This window comes from Streptomyces sp. NBC_01317 (assembly GCF_035961655.1).
Classification (GTDB): domain Bacteria; phylum Actinomycetota; class Actinomycetes; order Streptomycetales; family Streptomycetaceae; genus Streptomyces.
In genome coordinates this window covers 6637977-6652361 of the sequence record NZ_CP108393.1, presented here as the reverse complement: position 1 = coordinate 6652361, position 14385 = coordinate 6637977, and the positions used below count along the sequence as shown (strand labels likewise).

Annotated in this window: 12 protein-coding genes; 6 read left to right on the top strand and 6 right to left on the bottom strand. The window is 70.6% G+C overall.

What is annotated here, in order from left to right; translation table 11 throughout:
- Positions 1-149: 149 nt before the first annotated feature.
- The 5 genes from OG349_RS28975 (at position 150) to OG349_RS28955 (ending at position 6008) form a co-directional block, all read left to right on the top strand.
- Complete coding sequence (locus tag OG349_RS28975) at positions 150-914, top strand: IclR family transcriptional regulator (protein ID WP_327237385.1); 765 nt, start codon at positions 150-152, stop codon at positions 912-914.
- A 224-nt stretch (positions 915-1138) separates the two neighbouring features.
- Positions 1139-1930, top strand: coding sequence for an MIP/aquaporin family protein (locus tag OG349_RS28970; RefSeq protein WP_327237384.1), 792 nt, complete (start codon positions 1139-1141; stop codon positions 1928-1930).
- 49 nt (positions 1931-1979) lie between these two features.
- Entirely contained in the window at positions 1980-3527 is a 1548-nt protein-coding gene (gene glpK, locus OG349_RS28965; protein WP_327237383.1) for a glycerol kinase GlpK, read from the top strand.
- Positions 3528-3596: 69 nt separating this feature from the next.
- Entirely contained in the window at positions 3597-5210 is a 1614-nt protein-coding gene (locus OG349_RS28960; protein ID WP_327237382.1) for a glycerol-3-phosphate dehydrogenase/oxidase, read from the top strand.
- 126 nt (positions 5211-5336) lie between these two features.
- Complete coding sequence (locus OG349_RS28955) at positions 5337-6008, top strand: FadR/GntR family transcriptional regulator (protein WP_327237381.1); 672 nt, start codon at positions 5337-5339, stop codon at positions 6006-6008.
- A 90-nt stretch (positions 6009-6098) separates the two neighbouring features.
- On the opposite strand, the gene OG349_RS28950 is transcribed toward OG349_RS28955, so the two are convergent.
- The 5 genes from OG349_RS28950 to OG349_RS28930 are packed head-to-tail and all read right to left on the bottom strand — an operon-like array spanning position 6099 to position 11873.
- Positions 6099-7127, bottom strand: coding sequence for an ABC transporter permease (locus OG349_RS28950; RefSeq protein WP_327237380.1), 1029 nt, complete (start codon positions 7125-7127; stop codon positions 6099-6101).
- Positions 7124-8668 (bottom strand): sugar ABC transporter ATP-binding protein, encoded by a 1545-nt coding sequence (locus tag OG349_RS28945; protein ID WP_327237379.1) that lies wholly within the window; start codon positions 8666-8668, stop codon positions 7124-7126. The genes OG349_RS28950 and OG349_RS28945 overlap by 4 nt, the downstream gene beginning before the upstream one ends.
- A 2-nt stretch (positions 8669-8670) precedes the next feature.
- Positions 8671-9747, bottom strand: a complete 1077-nt coding sequence (locus OG349_RS28940) for a sugar ABC transporter substrate-binding protein (RefSeq protein WP_327237378.1) — start codon at positions 9745-9747, stop codon at positions 8671-8673.
- 33 nt (positions 9748-9780) lie between these two features.
- Positions 9781-10557, bottom strand: a complete 777-nt coding sequence (locus OG349_RS28935; protein ID WP_327237377.1) for an SDR family NAD(P)-dependent oxidoreductase — start codon at positions 10555-10557, stop codon at positions 9781-9783.
- Positions 10554-11873, bottom strand: coding sequence for an enolase C-terminal domain-like protein (locus OG349_RS28930; protein WP_327237376.1), 1320 nt, complete (start codon positions 11871-11873; stop codon positions 10554-10556). Before OG349_RS28930 ends, OG349_RS28935 begins: the two co-directional genes overlap by 4 nt.
- 262 nt (positions 11874-12135) lie before the next feature.
- Between OG349_RS28930 and OG349_RS28925 the strand changes: the two genes are divergently transcribed.
- Positions 12136-13191, top strand: coding sequence for a PAC2 family protein (locus OG349_RS28925; RefSeq protein ID WP_327237375.1), 1056 nt, complete (start codon positions 12136-12138; stop codon positions 13189-13191).
- A 118-nt stretch (positions 13192-13309) separates the two neighbouring features.
- Here the strand turns inward: OG349_RS28925 and OG349_RS28920 are convergent, their stop codons facing one another.
- Positions 13310-14299 (bottom strand): SMP-30/gluconolactonase/LRE family protein, encoded by a 990-nt coding sequence (locus OG349_RS28920; protein WP_327237374.1) that lies wholly within the window; start codon positions 14297-14299, stop codon positions 13310-13312.
- Positions 14300-14385 lie beyond the last annotated feature (86 nt).

Below are 14385 nucleotides of genomic sequence, written 5' to 3'. Positions count from 1 at the left end.
GGGAACGGGGCGCCGTTCCGGCCGCCGGACGGGCGGCGGGCCTGTGTCGGCGTGTCGTGTCCGCGCTGACAAAAGGTCGGCATCGGCCGATAGTGTTCCGCATTGTCGAACTGTGTGTAGAGAAAGCGCACGTACGGGAGGTCCGGCCGATGGCGAAGAACATCCAGTCGCTGGAACGGGCGGCGGCCATGCTGCGCCTGCTGGCGGGCGGCGAGCGGCGGCTCGGGCTCTCGGACATCGCCGCCTCCCTCGGGCTGGCGAAGGGCACGGCGCACGGCATCCTGCGCACCCTCCAGGCGGAGGGCTTCGTCGAGCAGGAGCCGGCCTCGGGCCGCTACCAGCTGGGGGCGGAGCTGCTCCGTCTGGGGAACAGCTATCTGGACGTGCACGAGCTGCGGTCCCGGGCGCTGGTCTGGACGGACGACCTGGCGCGGTCCAGCGGGGAGAGCGTCCATCTGGGGGTGGTCCACCAGCAGGGTGTGCTGATCGTCCACCACGTCTTCCGGCCGGACGACAGCAGGCAGGTCCTGGAGGTGGGGGCCATGCAGCCGCTGCACTCGACGGCGCTGGGCAAGGTGCTGTCGGCGTACGACCCGGTGGCCCACCACGAGGTCATGGAGGGGGAGCGTACGGCGCTCACGCCCCGGACCGTCACCGGTGCGGCGGAGTTCGAGGAGATCCTCGATCTGACCCGCGCGCGCGGGTGGGCGGTGGACGTCGAGGAGACCTGGGAGGGCGTCGCGGCGGTGGCCGCGCCCATCCACGACCGCAGGAAGATGCCGGTCGGAGCCATAGCCATCACCGGTGCGGTCGAACGTATCTGCAAGGACGGAGAGGTACGTCCCGAGCTGGTGGCGGCGGTGCGCGAGTGCGCCCGTTCGGTCTCCAGGGACATCGGCGCCGGGCGCTTTTGAGCGGTATGGCGGATCATGAGTAGTACGAGGTTTCGGTTCCCGGACCCTTGACTGCATGTTGGACACAGGAGAAAACTGCCGTTCAGCGGTCGGCATTGTCGAACACTTACCGGTAATGCGAGTTAGTGTGGGACAGCGCCAGAGGCCGGCAACGTTCTCGTGTGAGAGCGCGGGCCCCTGGCGTGTGCCGGAGGCCCGCCTCCCCCTGGACAAAGGAGTCTCGGGTGTCCGACTTTGACATCTTCATAGGCGAGACCACAGGTACCGCCATCCTGATCCTGCTCGGCGGAGGCGTTGTCGCCGCCGTGGTGCTCAAGCGCTCGAAGGCCCGGGACGCGGGCTGGCTCGCCATCAGCTTCGGCTGGGGCTTCGCCGTACTGACCGGCGCCTACCTGTCCGCGGGTGTCTCCGGCGCTCAGCTCAATCCGGCGGTCACCCTCGGTCTGGCGATCGAGGGCGGTACGAAGTGGAGCGACGTACCGCTCTACCTCGGCTCCCAGCTGCTGGGGGCGATCATCGGCGCGTTCCTGGTCTGGGTCACCTACATGGGTCAGTTCACGGCCCACCTCACCGACCCGGAGATCCTCGCGGCCCAGCCCGCGACGGAGGGACTGGTCGACCAGAGGACGGCCCCCCAGGCCGGTCCCGTCCTCGGCGTCTTCTCCACCGGGCCCGAGGTCAGGAATGTCCTCCAGAACGTGCTGACCGAGATCATCGCCACGTTCGTCCTGGTCATCGCGATCCTCACCCAGGGGCTCAACAACGCGGGCAACGGCCTCGGCACCATCGGCGTGCTGGTCACGGCGCTGGTCGTGGTGGGGATCGGGCTGTCGCTCGGCGGCCCCACGGGGTACGCGATCAACCCGGCCCGTGACCTGGGCCCCCGTATCGTCCACGCGCTCCTGCCGCTGCCCAACAAGGGCGGCTCCGACTGGAGCTACGCGTGGATACCGGTGGTGGCACCGCTGATCGGCGGCGCCGCGGCCGGCGGTTTCTACAACTGGGTCCTCGCCTGAGCCTGAGCCACAGCCTCATTGTCCCTTCGCACAGAGCAGGAGCGATACCGTGAGTGACGCAACCACCGGGACTTCCTCCCACGGCACCGGCCCGTTCATCGCGGCCATCGACCAGGGCACCACGTCCAGCCGCTGCATCGTCTTCGACGTCGACGGACGCATCGTCGCCGTCGACCAGAAGGAGCACGAACAGATCTTCCCCAAGCCCGGCTGGGTGGAGCACAACGCCACCGAGATCTGGGCCAACGTCCAGGAAGTCGTGGCGAACGCCATCCAGAAGGCGGGCATCACCAAGAAGGACGTCCTGGCGATCGGCATCACCAACCAGCGCGAGACCACCATGCTCTGGGACAAGAACACCGGTGAGCCCGTCCACAACGCGATCGTCTGGCAGGACACCCGTACCGGCGCGCTCATCCGCGAACTCGGGCGCAACGTAGGCCAGGACCGCTTCCGCCGCGAGACCGGCCTGCCGCTCGCGACCTACTTCGCGGGGCCGAAGGCCCGCTGGCTGCTCGACAACGTCGACGGCCTGCGCGAGCGCGCCGAGCGCGGCGACATCCTCTTCGGCACCATGGACTCCTGGGTCATCTGGAACCTGACCGGCGGAGTGAACGGCGGCGTGCACGTCACGGACGTCACCAACGCCTCCCGGACGATGCTGATGAGCCTCACCACCCTCCAGTGGGACCCGAAGCTCTGTACGTCCATCGGCGTCCCCATCGAGATGCTGCCCGAGATCCGCTCCTCCGCGGAGGTGTACGGGAAGGCCAAGGGCGGCGCCCTCGACGGCATCCCGGTCGCCTCGGCGCTCGGCGACCAGCAGGCGGCGCTGTTCGGCCAGACCTGCTTCGAGGAGGGCGAGGCCAAGTCCACGTACGGCACCGGCACGTTCATGCTGATGAACACCGCCCACAAGCCGATCAACTCCTACTCCGGCCTGCTGACGACCGTCGGCTACCGCATCGGCGACCAGCCGGCCGTGTACGCCCTGGAGGGCGCGATCGCCGTCACCGGTTCGCTGGTGCAGTGGATGCGCGACCAGATGGGCCTGATCAAGTCCGCGCCTGAGATCGAGACCCTGGCCTCCTCCGTCGAGGACAACGGCGGGGTGTACTTCGTGCCCGCCTTCTCCGGGCTCTTCGCCCCGCACTGGCGCGCGGACGCCCGCGGTGTCATCGCAGGACTGACCGGCTACGTCACCAAGGCCCACATCGCCCGCGCGGTGCTGGAGGCGACCGCCTGGCAGACCCGCGAGATCAGCGACGCCATGACGAAGGACTCGGGCGTCGAGCTGACGACCCTCAAGGTCGACGGCGGCATGACCGCCAACAACCTGCTGATGCAGACGCTCGCCGACGTCCTCGACGCACCCGTCGTGCGCCCGATGGTCGCCGAGACCACCGCGCTCGGCGCCGCCTACGCCGCCGGGCTCGCGGTCGGCTTCTGGCCGGACACCGACGCCCTCAAGGCCAACTGGCGCAGGGCCGCCGAGTGGACGCCCCAGATGGACGCGGACACCCGCGAGCGTGAGTACAAGAGCTGGCTCAAGGCGGTCGACAGGACCATGGGCTGGCTCGAAGAAGAAGACAGCTGAAAGACAGCTGACGACAGCCGACGACGGACACCGGCCGCCGAGCCAGGACGAGCTGACGAGGAGTCAACGATGAGCACCACCCTCCAGAGCGCCCCCGCACTGGGGACGCACCCGGCCGGCGGATCCCTGCCGAGCCGCGCCCAGACCCGGGAACAGCTTTCCACGGCGACGTACGACCTCCTGGTGATCGGCGGCGGCATCCTGGGCATCTCCACCGCCTGGCACGCCTCCCAGTCGGGGCTGCGGGTGGCTCTGGTGGACGGCGGCGACTTCGCCGGCGCCACCTCGTCCGCCTCCTCCAAGCTGCTCCACGGCGGACTGCGCTACCTCCAGACCGGCGCGGTGAAGCTGGTTGCGGAGAACCACTTCGAGCGGCGCGCGGTCTCCCGCCAGGTGGCACCGCACCTGGCCAACCCGCTCACCTTCTACCTGCCCGTCTACAAGGGCGGGCCGCACGGCGCCACCAAGCTCGGCGCGGGTGTCTTCGCGTACTCCGCGCTCTCCGCGTTCGGCGACGGCGTGGGCCATGTGATCAGCCCGGCCAAGGCGCGGCGCGCCGTGCCCGAGTTGCGTACGGACAACCTCAAGGCCGTCGCCGTGTACGGCGACGACCAGATGAACGACGCGCGGATGGCGCTGATGACGGTCCGCGCGGCCGTCGACTCGGGCGCCACCGTGCTCAACCACGCCGAGGTCACCGGGTTGCGCTTCACCGGCGGCCGGGTGACCGGCGCGGACCTCAAGGACGCCCTGGACGGCAGCGAGTTCGGGGTCGACGCCCGGCTGGTGCTCAACGCCACCGGACCGTGGGTGGACCGGCTGCGGACCATGGAGGACGCGGCCTCGGAGCCGTCCATCCGCCTCTCCAAGGGCGCGCACCTGGTCCTGCGGCGCACCGCGCCGTGGAACGCGGCGCTCGCCACCCCCATCGACAAGTACCGCATCACCTTCGCCCTCCCCTGGGAGGACATGCTGGTGCTCGGGACGACGGACGAGGAGTACGTGGGCGACCCCGCCGACGTCGCCGTCAACGACAAGGACATCCACCAGATCCTGGACGAGGCGTCCCTGTCCGTACGGGACCAGCAGCTCTCCCGGGACCTGATCACGTACTCGTACGCCGGTCTGCGGGTGCTGCCCGGCGGCCCCGGCGACACCTCCAAGGCCAAGCGCGAGACGGTCGTGACCGAGGGCAGCGGCGGCATGCTGTCGGTGGCGGGCGGCAAGTGGACGACCTTCCGGCACATCGGCCGCATGGTGGTCAACAAGCTGGCGGAGCTGCCGGGGCACCCGCTGAGCGACAACATGGAGCCGATCTCGGACCTGCCGAAGAAGGCTCCGCTGCCGGGGCTCGCCAACCCGCACGCGGTGGCGCACCGGCTGATGATCGACGGGGGCGGGACGGGCCCGTCGATGGCGCCCGACACCGCCCACCATCTGGCCACCCACTACGGCACGCTGGCGTTCGACATCGTCCGGCTCGCCAACGAGCACGCGGAGTTGGGCGAGCGGATCCACCCGGACGCGCCCGAGATCTGGGCGCAGGTCGTCTACGCCCGTGACCACGAGTGGGCCGAGACGGCGGACGACGTCCTGCGGCGGCGTACGACCCTGACGATCCGCGGACTGGCCACGGACGAGATCCGGGCCCGGGTGGAGGCGATCCTCGCCGAGCGGAACTGACGGCGGGCACGCCTCCGCGACCGGCGGCGGGCACGTATCGAGGGGCGCTCCTTTCACGGAGCGCCCCTCTCCGGTGTTTCCCGGCGCATAATGGGAGTCGATACATCGGATGTATGGAGGTCGCCCATGGCTGTCACCGACGAGGCCATCGAGAAGATCAAGGGAATGATCGTCTCGGGCGCGCTGCGCCCCGGCGACCGTCTCCCCAAGGAGAGCGAACTCGCCGCCGAGCTGGGCCTGTCCCGCAACTCCCTGCGGGAGGCGGTCCGCGCGCTGTCGCTCATCCGCATTCTCGACGTACGGCAGGGCGACGGCACGTACGTCACCAGCCTGGACCCCCAGCTGCTGCTGGAGGCGTTGAGCTTCGTGGTGGACTTCCACCGCGACGACACCGTGCTGGAGTTCCTCGCGGTACGGCGCATCCTGGAGCCGGCCGCCACCGCCATGGCGTGCGCGCGGATCACCGACGCCGAACTGGACGCGATGGACGCCCGGTTGGACGCGCTGGGGGCCGATCCCTCGGTCGAGGAGCTGGTCGCCTCGGACCTGGAGTTCCACCGGGGCATCGTGCATTTCTCCGGCAACTCCGTGCTCTGCTCGCTGCTGGACGGCCTCTCGGGGCCGACCACCCGGGCCCGGGTGTGGCGCGGGCTGACGCAGGAGGACGCCGTCAGCCGCACCCTGCACGAGCACCGGGCGATCCTGGCGGCGCTGCGGGACCGGGACGCGGAGGCGGCGCGCTCGTGGGCGACCGTCCATGTGGCGAGTGTGGAGATGTGGCTGCGGTCGACGCTGTGACGTAGAGCCGCGGCTGCCCCTCCGGGAAAGCCGGACGGGCGCCGGAGGGGCCGCGTGGCCTCTCCGGCGCCCGTCCGGCGTCGCGGGGTGTCAGTCCTGCTTCTCGCCGCTCGCGAAGCGCGAGATGACCAGCGCGACGATGATGATCGCGCCGTTGAGGAACTGGTTCCAGAGGGCCGGTACGCCCCCGAGGGTCATCACGTTCACGACCAGCTGGAGCGTGAGCACGCCGGTCAGCGCGCCGAACAGCGTGCCGCGCCCGCCCTTGAGGCTGATGCCGCCGATGACCGCCGCCGCGAAGACCTGGAAGATCCAGCCGTTGCCCTGGGTGGCCGCGACCGAGCCGTAGTGGCCGGTGTAGAGGATGCCCGCGAAGGCGGCCAGCAGACCGCCGATCGCCAGCACGATCCAGGTGATCCGGTCCACCCGGATCCCGGCCGCGCGGGCCGCTTCCGGGTTGCCGCCGATGGCGTACAGCGAACGGCCGTGCTTCAGCCAGGCGAGCGCCGCCCCGCCGATCGCGAAGAGCGCCAGGCAGATCCAGACGGCGGCCGGGGCGCCCAGCCAGTCGGTCTTGCCGAGGTACCGGAAGGACTCCGGGACGTCGGTGATCGACTTGCCCTCGGTGATGCCGATGTGGAGACCGCGGAGCATGGTCAGCATGCCGAGGGTGGCGATGAAGCCGTTGACCCGCAGCTTGAGCATGAGGAAGCCGTTGATCCCCCCGATGATCACGCCGACCAGCAGGCAGAGGGGGATGGCGCTCCAGGACGGCAGCACGCCGAGCCCGTTGAACCGGCCGCCCTCCGTGGGCAGGATCAGCCACATGGCCACGACCGGCGCGATGCCGATCGTCGACTCCAGGGACAGGTCCATCCGGCCGCAGATCAGGATCAGCGCCTGGCCGAGCACGAGCAGGCTCAGCTCGGAGGACTGCTGGACGACGCTGATCAGGTTGTTGGAGGTGAGGAAGACCGGCGAGACGATGAAGCCGATCACCATCAGCACCAGGATCACCGGTACGAGCGAGAAGTCGCTCCACCGGATGAGCTTGAGCCGGCTCGCCGGCCCCGCGCCCTTCGCGGTGTCCACCGTCGGCGGACTGATCGTGTCGGTCATTCCCTCTCCCCCACACCTTCCATGGCGGCGACCAGCTCTTGGTCCGTCCACCCGCTCCCGAACGTGGCCACGACGCGCCCGTGGAAGAGCGCGAGGACCCGGTCGCACACCCGCAGATCATCCAGTTCGTCGGAGATGATCACGGCCGCGCTGCCCTGGTCCGCCACCGTGCGCACCACACCGAGCAGCGAGTCCTTCGATTTGATGTCGACCCCGGCGGTCGGCCGCAGGGCGACCAGCGCGCTGGGCTTGCGGGCCAGCGCGCGGGCCACGACGACCTTCTGCTGGTTGCCGCCCGACAGGCCCGAGACCGGCTGCTCGGGGCCCTGCGTCTTGATGTCCAGCGACGCGATCATCGTCCGGGCGAACTCCCTGGTACGGGAGGGCAGTACGGTCCCCCACGGGCCGAGCTGGTCGGTGACCGTGAGCGTCGCGTTCTCCGCGACGCTGCGTTCCAGGACCAGCCCCTGGATGTGCCGGTCCTCGGGGATGTAGCCGATGCCGGCGTCCAGGGCGTGCGGGACGCTGCCCGGCCTGACCTTCGTGCCGTGCATCGAGACGCTGCCGCCGGACGGCTTGCGCATCCCGGCCAGGATCTCGCCGAGGGCGGTGGCCCCGCTGGCGGCGGCGCCCGCCACACCGAGCACCTCGCCCGGCCGTACGGCCAGGTCCAGCGGCTCGAACTCCCCTTCCAGGGTGAGCCCTTCGGTCCGCAGGACGGGCTCGGCCGTGGTGTCCTGCTCCTTCGCGCCCGCCGCGTGCCAGGCTGCCTTGCCCGTGGACTCCCCCGTCATCGCCGTGACCAGGTCCGCCTTCGAGAGGTCGGCGACCTGGGCGGTCAGCACATGGCGGGCGTCCCGGTAGACGGTGACGGCGGTGCACAGCTCGTACACCTCTTGCAGGTGGTGGGAGATGAAGAGGAACGCCACCCCCTGGCCCTGGAGTTCCCGGAGCTTGTCGAAGAGCCGCTGGATCCCCCGGGCGTCGAGCTGGGCGGTCGGCTCGTCCAGGATGATCAGCCGGGCGCCGAAGGACAGCGCCCGGGCGATCTCCACGAACTGCCGCTGCTCGACCGGGAGATCCTTGGCGCGGACGTTCGGGTCGACGTCGACCCCGTACCCCGCGAGCAGCTCCCTGGCGCGCTCGCGCAGGCCGCGCCAGCTGATGAAGCGGCCCCCGGACCCCGAGGCGTCCAGGCCGTAGTTGTTGAGGAAGAGGTTCTCGGCGACGGTCAGGTCGGGCACGACCATCGACTTCTGGTAGACGCAGGCGACCTTGGACTGCCAGGCCGTGGTGTCCCCGAAGGCGGGCGCGGGCTCGCCGCCGAAGCTGACCTGTCCTGCGTCGGGCCTGTGCAGCCCGGTGAGCACGCTCACCAGGGTGGACTTGCCCGCGCCGTTGCGCCCGACGAGCGCGTGGGACTCGCCGGGGCGGACCGTGAGCCGGACACCGTCGAGCGCCACGGTGGGACCGAAGCGCTTGACGATGCCTTCCGCGTGGACCGCGGCGGGTGCGGCCGCGTCCGGAGGTGCCTGGTCCATGGCTAGTTCTTCTTCTCCAGCTGGTTGGCCCAGAGCTTCGGGTCGTCCACGTTCGCCTTGGTCACCAGGGGCGCGGGGAGCTGGTCCTCGAAACCGTTGGGGATCTTGATGATCGTGGAGTCGTGGTCGGTCGCCCCGGCCTTCGGGGTCGTACCGGCCAGTGCCTCCTTGGCCCAGTACAGCGCGTACTTGGCGTAGAGGTCGGCGGGCTGCGAGATGGTGGCGTCGATCTTGCCCGCGCGGATGGCGTCCAGTTCCTCGGGGATGCCGTCGTTGGAGATGATCGTGATGTGCCCGGGGGTGCCGGGGGCCTTGAGGAGCTTCTTCTGCTCCAGCAGGGCCAGCGTCGGCTGGAGGAAGACACCGCCGGCCTGCATGTAGATGCCGTTGAGGTCGGGGTGGGCGGCGAGGGTGGACTGGAGCTTGGCCGAGGCCACGTCGCCCTTCCACTCGGTGGCCAGCTCGAAGACCTGGATGTCGGGGAACTTCTCCGTCATGCAGCTCTTGAACGCCTCCGAGCGGTCACGGCCGTTGATGGAGGAGAGGTCGCCCTGGAACTCCGCGACCTTGCCCTTGCCCTTGAGCTGCTCGCCCAGGTACTCGCAGGCCTTCTGGCCGTACGCGCGGTTGTCGGCCCTGACGACCATGTAGACGTCGCCCTTGTCGGGGCGGGTGTCCACGCTGACGACGGGGATCTTCTTGTCGCTCAGCGTCTGGAGCGTCTCGGCTATCGCGCCGGTGTCCTGCGGGGCCATGACGACGGCCTTGGCGCCCTGGTCGGTGAAGGCCTGGACGTTGGCGACGAGCTTGCCGATGTCGTTCTGCGAGTTGGTCGGCGGGAGGGCGTCGATGCCGTCCTCCTTGACGCCCTTGTCGATGTACTGCTGGTAGGAGTTCCAGAAGTCGCTGTCGGCGCGGGGCAGGTCGATGCCGACCTTCCCGCCGCCGGCGGCGCTGTCGGAGTCCGACTCGCGGTTGCAGCCGGCCAGGGCTGCCACGGCGAGCACCACGGCACAGGCGGAGGCGCCCGTCGTACGAAGTCTGCGGAGTGGGGAGCGGTCCGCGGTGTGACGCTTCATGGAGGTCCCGTCCTTATGAAGGTGAATGTCGGCTCAGTTGGCGGGACGCAGGCGCAGGCCTTGCATCCCGCCGTCCACCGCGAGTGCCGTCCCCGTGACGGCCGCCGCGGCGGGGCTGGCGAGGTAGGCGACCGCTGCGGCGACCTCGTCCGCGCCGACCAGTCGTCCTGACGGCTGGCGGGCGGCGAGGGCGGCGCGCTCGGCCGCGGGGTCCGGGGCCTGGTCGAGCAGGCGTCCGATCCAGGGTGTGTCGGCGGTTCCGGGGTTGACGCAGTTGACGCGGATGCCCTCCCGGACGTGATCCGCGGCCATCGCCAGGGTGAGCGAGAGGATAGCGCCCTTGCTGGCGCTGTAGAGGGCGCGCTGGGGCAGGCCCGCGGTCGCGGCGATGGAGCAGGTCTGGGTGATCGAGACGGCGCCCGGCCGGCCGGCCGCCGCGCGCCGCAGATGCGGTACGGCGTGGCGCGCGGTGCGGACCATGCCGAGGACGTTGATGTCGAGGACCCGGTGCCACTCGTCGTCGGAGTTGTCGGTGACGGCGCCGATGGCGCCGACCCCGGCGTTGGAGACGACGGTGTGCAGCGCGCCGAACTCCGCCGCCGCCGCGTCAACGGCGGCCTTGACCGCCGCGTCGTCGGTGACGTCCGCCTTGAGGGCCAGCGTCCCCTCGGGGGCTCCCGCGGTGTCCCGGTCCAGTACGGCGACCTGGGCGCCCCGTTCGAGCAGCAGCGTGGCGATGGCCGCGCCGATGCCGGAGGCACCGCCCGTCACCAGGGCGTTCAGCCCCTCGAAGTCCCGTACGGATGTCATGAGCTGATCTCCTCGGTGGTGCGGCGGGCCTGCCAGACGGGCCCGTCGGGGTAGCTGTGCTCGGCGATCGACGCGGGGAGCATCCGGGCGGAGAAGCCGGGCGCCGTCGGGGCGGAGTATCTCCCGGAGACGATGACCACGGGGTCGGCGAAGTGTTCGTGGAGGTGGTCCACGTACTCGATGACCCGGTCGTCCCAGCTGCCGGAGACGGCGACGAAGTCGAACATGGAGAGGTGCTGGACCAGTTCGCACAGTCCGACCCCGCCGGCGTGCGGGCAGACCGGCACGCCGAACTTGGCCGCGAGGAGCAGGATCGCCACGTTCTCGTTGACGCCGGCCACGCGGGCCGCGTCGATCTGGACGAAGTCGACGGCCCCGGCCTGGAGCAGCTGCTTGAACACGACCCGGTTGGCGACGTGTTCGCCGGTGGCCACCTTCACCGGCTGCCCGGCGCGGATGGCGGCGTGGCCGAGGATGTCGTCGGGGCTGGTGGGCTCCTCGATCCAGTGCGGTTCGTACGGGGCGAGCGCGGCCATCCAGCGCACCGCCTCGGCCACGTCCCAGCGCTGGTTGGCGTCGACGGCGATCCGGATGTCGGGACCGACGGCCTCACGGGCGAGCTTCATGCGCCGCACGTCGTCGTCCAGATCGCCGCCCACCTTGAGCTTGATCTGCTCGAAGCCGTCGGCGACGGCCTGCTGGGCGAGGCCGACCAGCTTGGCGTCGGCGTAACCGAGCCAGCCCGGTGAGGTCGTGTACGCGGGGTAGCCCCGCTCGCGCAGTTGTGCGGCGCGCTCGGCGCGGCCCGGTTCCGCGGCCCGCAGGATGGCGAGCGCGTCGTCCGGGGTGAGGACGTCCGTCAGATAGCGGAAGTCGACGAGCGAGACGAGTTCCTCGGGGGTCATCCCGGCGAGGAACTCCCAGACCGGCTTGCCCGCGTATCCGGCGGCCAGGTCCCAGGCGGCGTTGACGACGGCGCCCGCCGCCATGTGCATCACGCCCTTCTCCGGGCCGAGCCAGCGCAGCTGCGAGTCATGGGTGAGCTCGAAGTAGAGCGCGGCGAGATCGGCCGCGGTGCGCGGGGCCGGGCGCCCCACGACGTACGGACGCAGTGCCTCGATGGCGGCGGCCGTGACCTCGTTGCCCCGCCCGATCGTGAAGCAGAAGCCGTGCCCCTCGGCGCCGTCCGTGGTACGCAGGACGACGTAGGCCGCCGAGTAGTCGGGGTCCGGGTTCATGGCGTCGGAGCCGTCGAGCTGTTCCGAGGTGGGAAAACGGATGTCGTGAACCTCGAACCCTGTGACGGTCTGACTCATGCACGCCCCCTTGGAAGAACATCGGACCTCTTGTGGTCATCCGATGTATAGCGTCGCTGACGCCTAAACGTCCAGGGTTCGGCGAAAAATAACGGTCACAGCTCGGATGAATCGTCTGCTGGTCGGCTGTCGGTTGGCCGTGTTCCCCGACCTATGCCCCACCGCGCAGAAGTTCACCCGGGCGTGCGCGGGGCTGCGGGCGGGGACCGGGAAAGCCGTAAGGTTGGGGCGTGGACAAGGGAACTTCGGAAGGAGGCACTGGGTGATCGAGCTCGAGGCGGTTCCTGAGCTGATCGACCCGGTCATGGTGGCCGCGTTCGAGGGCTGGAACGACGCCGGCGACGCCGCCTCCACCGCGGTCGCGCATCTGGACCGGGAGTGGAAGGGCGAGGTGTTCGCGGCGCTCGACGCCGAGGACTACTACGACTTCCAGGTCAACCGGCCGACGGTGTGGCTGGACGGCGGAGTACGGAAGATCACCTGGCCGACCACCCGGCTCTCCGTGGTCCGGGTCGGCGGTGAGACGCCTCGTGACCTGGTACTGGTCCGCGGCATCGAACCGTCCATGCGCTGGCGTTCCTTCTGCAACGAGATCCTGGGCTTCGCCCATGAACTGGGTGTGGAGATGGTGGTCATCCTGGGCGCGCTGCTCGGCGACACCCCGCACACCAGGCCGGTGCCGGTCAGCGGGATCACCTCGGACGCCGATCTGGCCAGGACGATGGATCTGGAGGAGACCCGCTACGAGGGGCCGACCGGCATCGTCGGCATCCTCCAGGAGGCGTGCACACACGCGGGCGTGCCCGCGGTGAGCCTGTGGGCCGCGGTGCCGCACTACGTGTCGCAGCCGCCCAACCCGAAGGCGACGCTGGCGCTCCTCAACCGCCTGGAGGACCTGATCGGTCTGCGGATCCCGCTGGGTGAACTGGCGGAGGACGCGCGGGCGTGGCAGCTGGGCGTCGACCAACTGGCCGCCGAGGACAGCGAGGTGGCGGAGTACGTCCAGACGCTGGAGGAGGCGCGGGACACGGCGGAACTACCCGAGGCGTCCGGCGAGGCCATCGCGCGGGAGTTCGAGCGGTATCTGCGGCGCCGCGACGGGGGGCCGGGGCCGGCGGCGGGCGGGCACGCCACGGAGAGCGGTGAGGGGCCGTCGTACCGCCGCGATCCCTCCGCGGGACCGGGACGGGGCCGTCCGCAGAGACCGCCGCGACCGGGACCTGAGGCGGAGACGGACCCGGAGGCGGGTCCGGAGACGGGGCCGGGACCCGGGCCCGGACCCGACGATGACGACAAGGACAACGGCGGGACGCCGTAGGGCGTCTCCCTCCGCTCTGTCTGCCCGCTGCTCGCCGCCGACGCCGGACGGACCGTGATGCGGTCCGTCCGGCGCGGTGCGTTCCCGTGGGTGCGTCGTCAGGCCTGTGGGTGCGTCGTCAGGGACGCGCGTGAGTACGTACGCGCGCGACCGACACCACGTCGTAGTCCGTCTCCGGGGTCGGGGCGGTCACGTCGAAGCGGGCGTTGGGCAGGTAGATCCGGTCGCCGTACGCCGCCGCCGTCGTGGGGACCCGGAAGGTCCCCGGGGCGGTGATCCGGGTGAGCGCCGTGCCCTTCGTGCCCGCGCGGTCGAGCAGCAGGACGTCCATGGCGTTCTGCCGGTTCTGGACCACGTAGAGCGTACGGCCGAGGAGCAGCAGCCCGTCGCCGTTGGGCAGCCGGGCCGGCCCGAGGTCCACGGCGCGTGCCACGCCGGTGCGGGGGTCGACCCGCATCAGGCCGCCGCCCCCGGCGAAGCTGTTCACCACGAGCAGCGCCCGGCCGTCCGGGGTGGTGGTGATGCCGTTGGCGGTGAGAGCCGGCCCCTGGACCCAGTCGCCGCTGAGCGGGACGGTCTCGACGCGGTCGCCCGGCTCGCCGTGCCGGCCCAACGGCAGCTTGTAGAGCTGTGGTTCGAAGGAGTCCGTGAACCACGCGGCGCCGGGTGTCAGGATCACGTCGTTGACCATGGTGAGGTCCGTGCCCACGGTGAAGGTCTTCGTGACCTTCCCCGTCCGCAGGTCGGCGATCCGGATCTCGCCGCTGACCCCGCCGCTCAGGAACAGCCGGCCCCGGCCGTCCAACTTGATCCCGATGACAGGGTGTTCGGGGCCGAGCCCCTGGACGACGACCGTGCCGCGGCCGGTGGCGAGGCTCGCGCGGTAGACGTCGCCGCGCGCGATCGAACCTATGTAGGCGTACGGCTCCGAGCCGATGGCGATGCCCTCGGGCCGGAAGCCGTCCGGCAGGGCGAAGGCGGCGGGCCAGGTCCGTGCGGTGGGGCGCGGGGCGGCCGCGGCGGCGGAGCCGGGCGGGGCGAGGAGCGCCGCTCCGCCGAGGGCGGCCGCGGCGGCGAACAAGTCACGCCGTGCGAAGGAACGTTGCATGGTGAGCGTCCTCCCGGAAAGGGGTGTGCCGTCCCTCACACCCCATCACACGCACTGGCCCCGCAGGGAGTTTGGCCGGATCACGC

What these genes read in the sequence shown, in the direction of transcription:
- OG349_RS28975 (WP_327237385.1), top strand. Translation starts at nt 150, where the DNA reads ATGGCGAAGAACATCCAGTCGCTGGAACGGGCGGCGGCCATGCTGCGC.
- OG349_RS28960 (WP_327237382.1), top strand. Translation starts at nt 3,597, where the DNA reads ATGAGCACCACCCTCCAGAGCGCCCCCGCACTGGGGACGCACCCGGCC.
- OG349_RS28955 (WP_327237381.1), top strand. Translation starts at nt 5,337, where the DNA reads ATGGCTGTCACCGACGAGGCCATCGAGAAGATCAAGGGAATGATCGTC.
- OG349_RS28950 (WP_327237380.1), bottom strand. Translation starts at nt 7,127, where the DNA reads ATGACCGACACGATCAGTCCGCCGACGGTGGACACCGCGAAGGGCGCG.
- OG349_RS28945 (WP_327237379.1), bottom strand. Translation starts at nt 8,668, where the DNA reads ATGGACCAGGCACCTCCGGACGCGGCCGCACCCGCCGCGGTCCACGCG.
- OG349_RS28940 (WP_327237378.1), bottom strand. Translation starts at nt 9,747, where the DNA reads ATGAAGCGTCACACCGCGGACCGCTCCCCACTCCGCAGACTTCGTACG.
- OG349_RS28935 (WP_327237377.1), bottom strand. Translation starts at nt 10,557, where the DNA reads ATGACATCCGTACGGGACTTCGAGGGGCTGAACGCCCTGGTGACGGGC.
- OG349_RS28930 (WP_327237376.1), bottom strand. Translation starts at nt 11,873, where the DNA reads ATGAGTCAGACCGTCACAGGGTTCGAGGTTCACGACATCCGTTTTCCC.
- OG349_RS28920 (WP_327237374.1), bottom strand. Translation starts at nt 14,299, where the DNA reads ATGCAACGTTCCTTCGCACGGCGTGACTTGTTCGCCGCCGCGGCCGCC.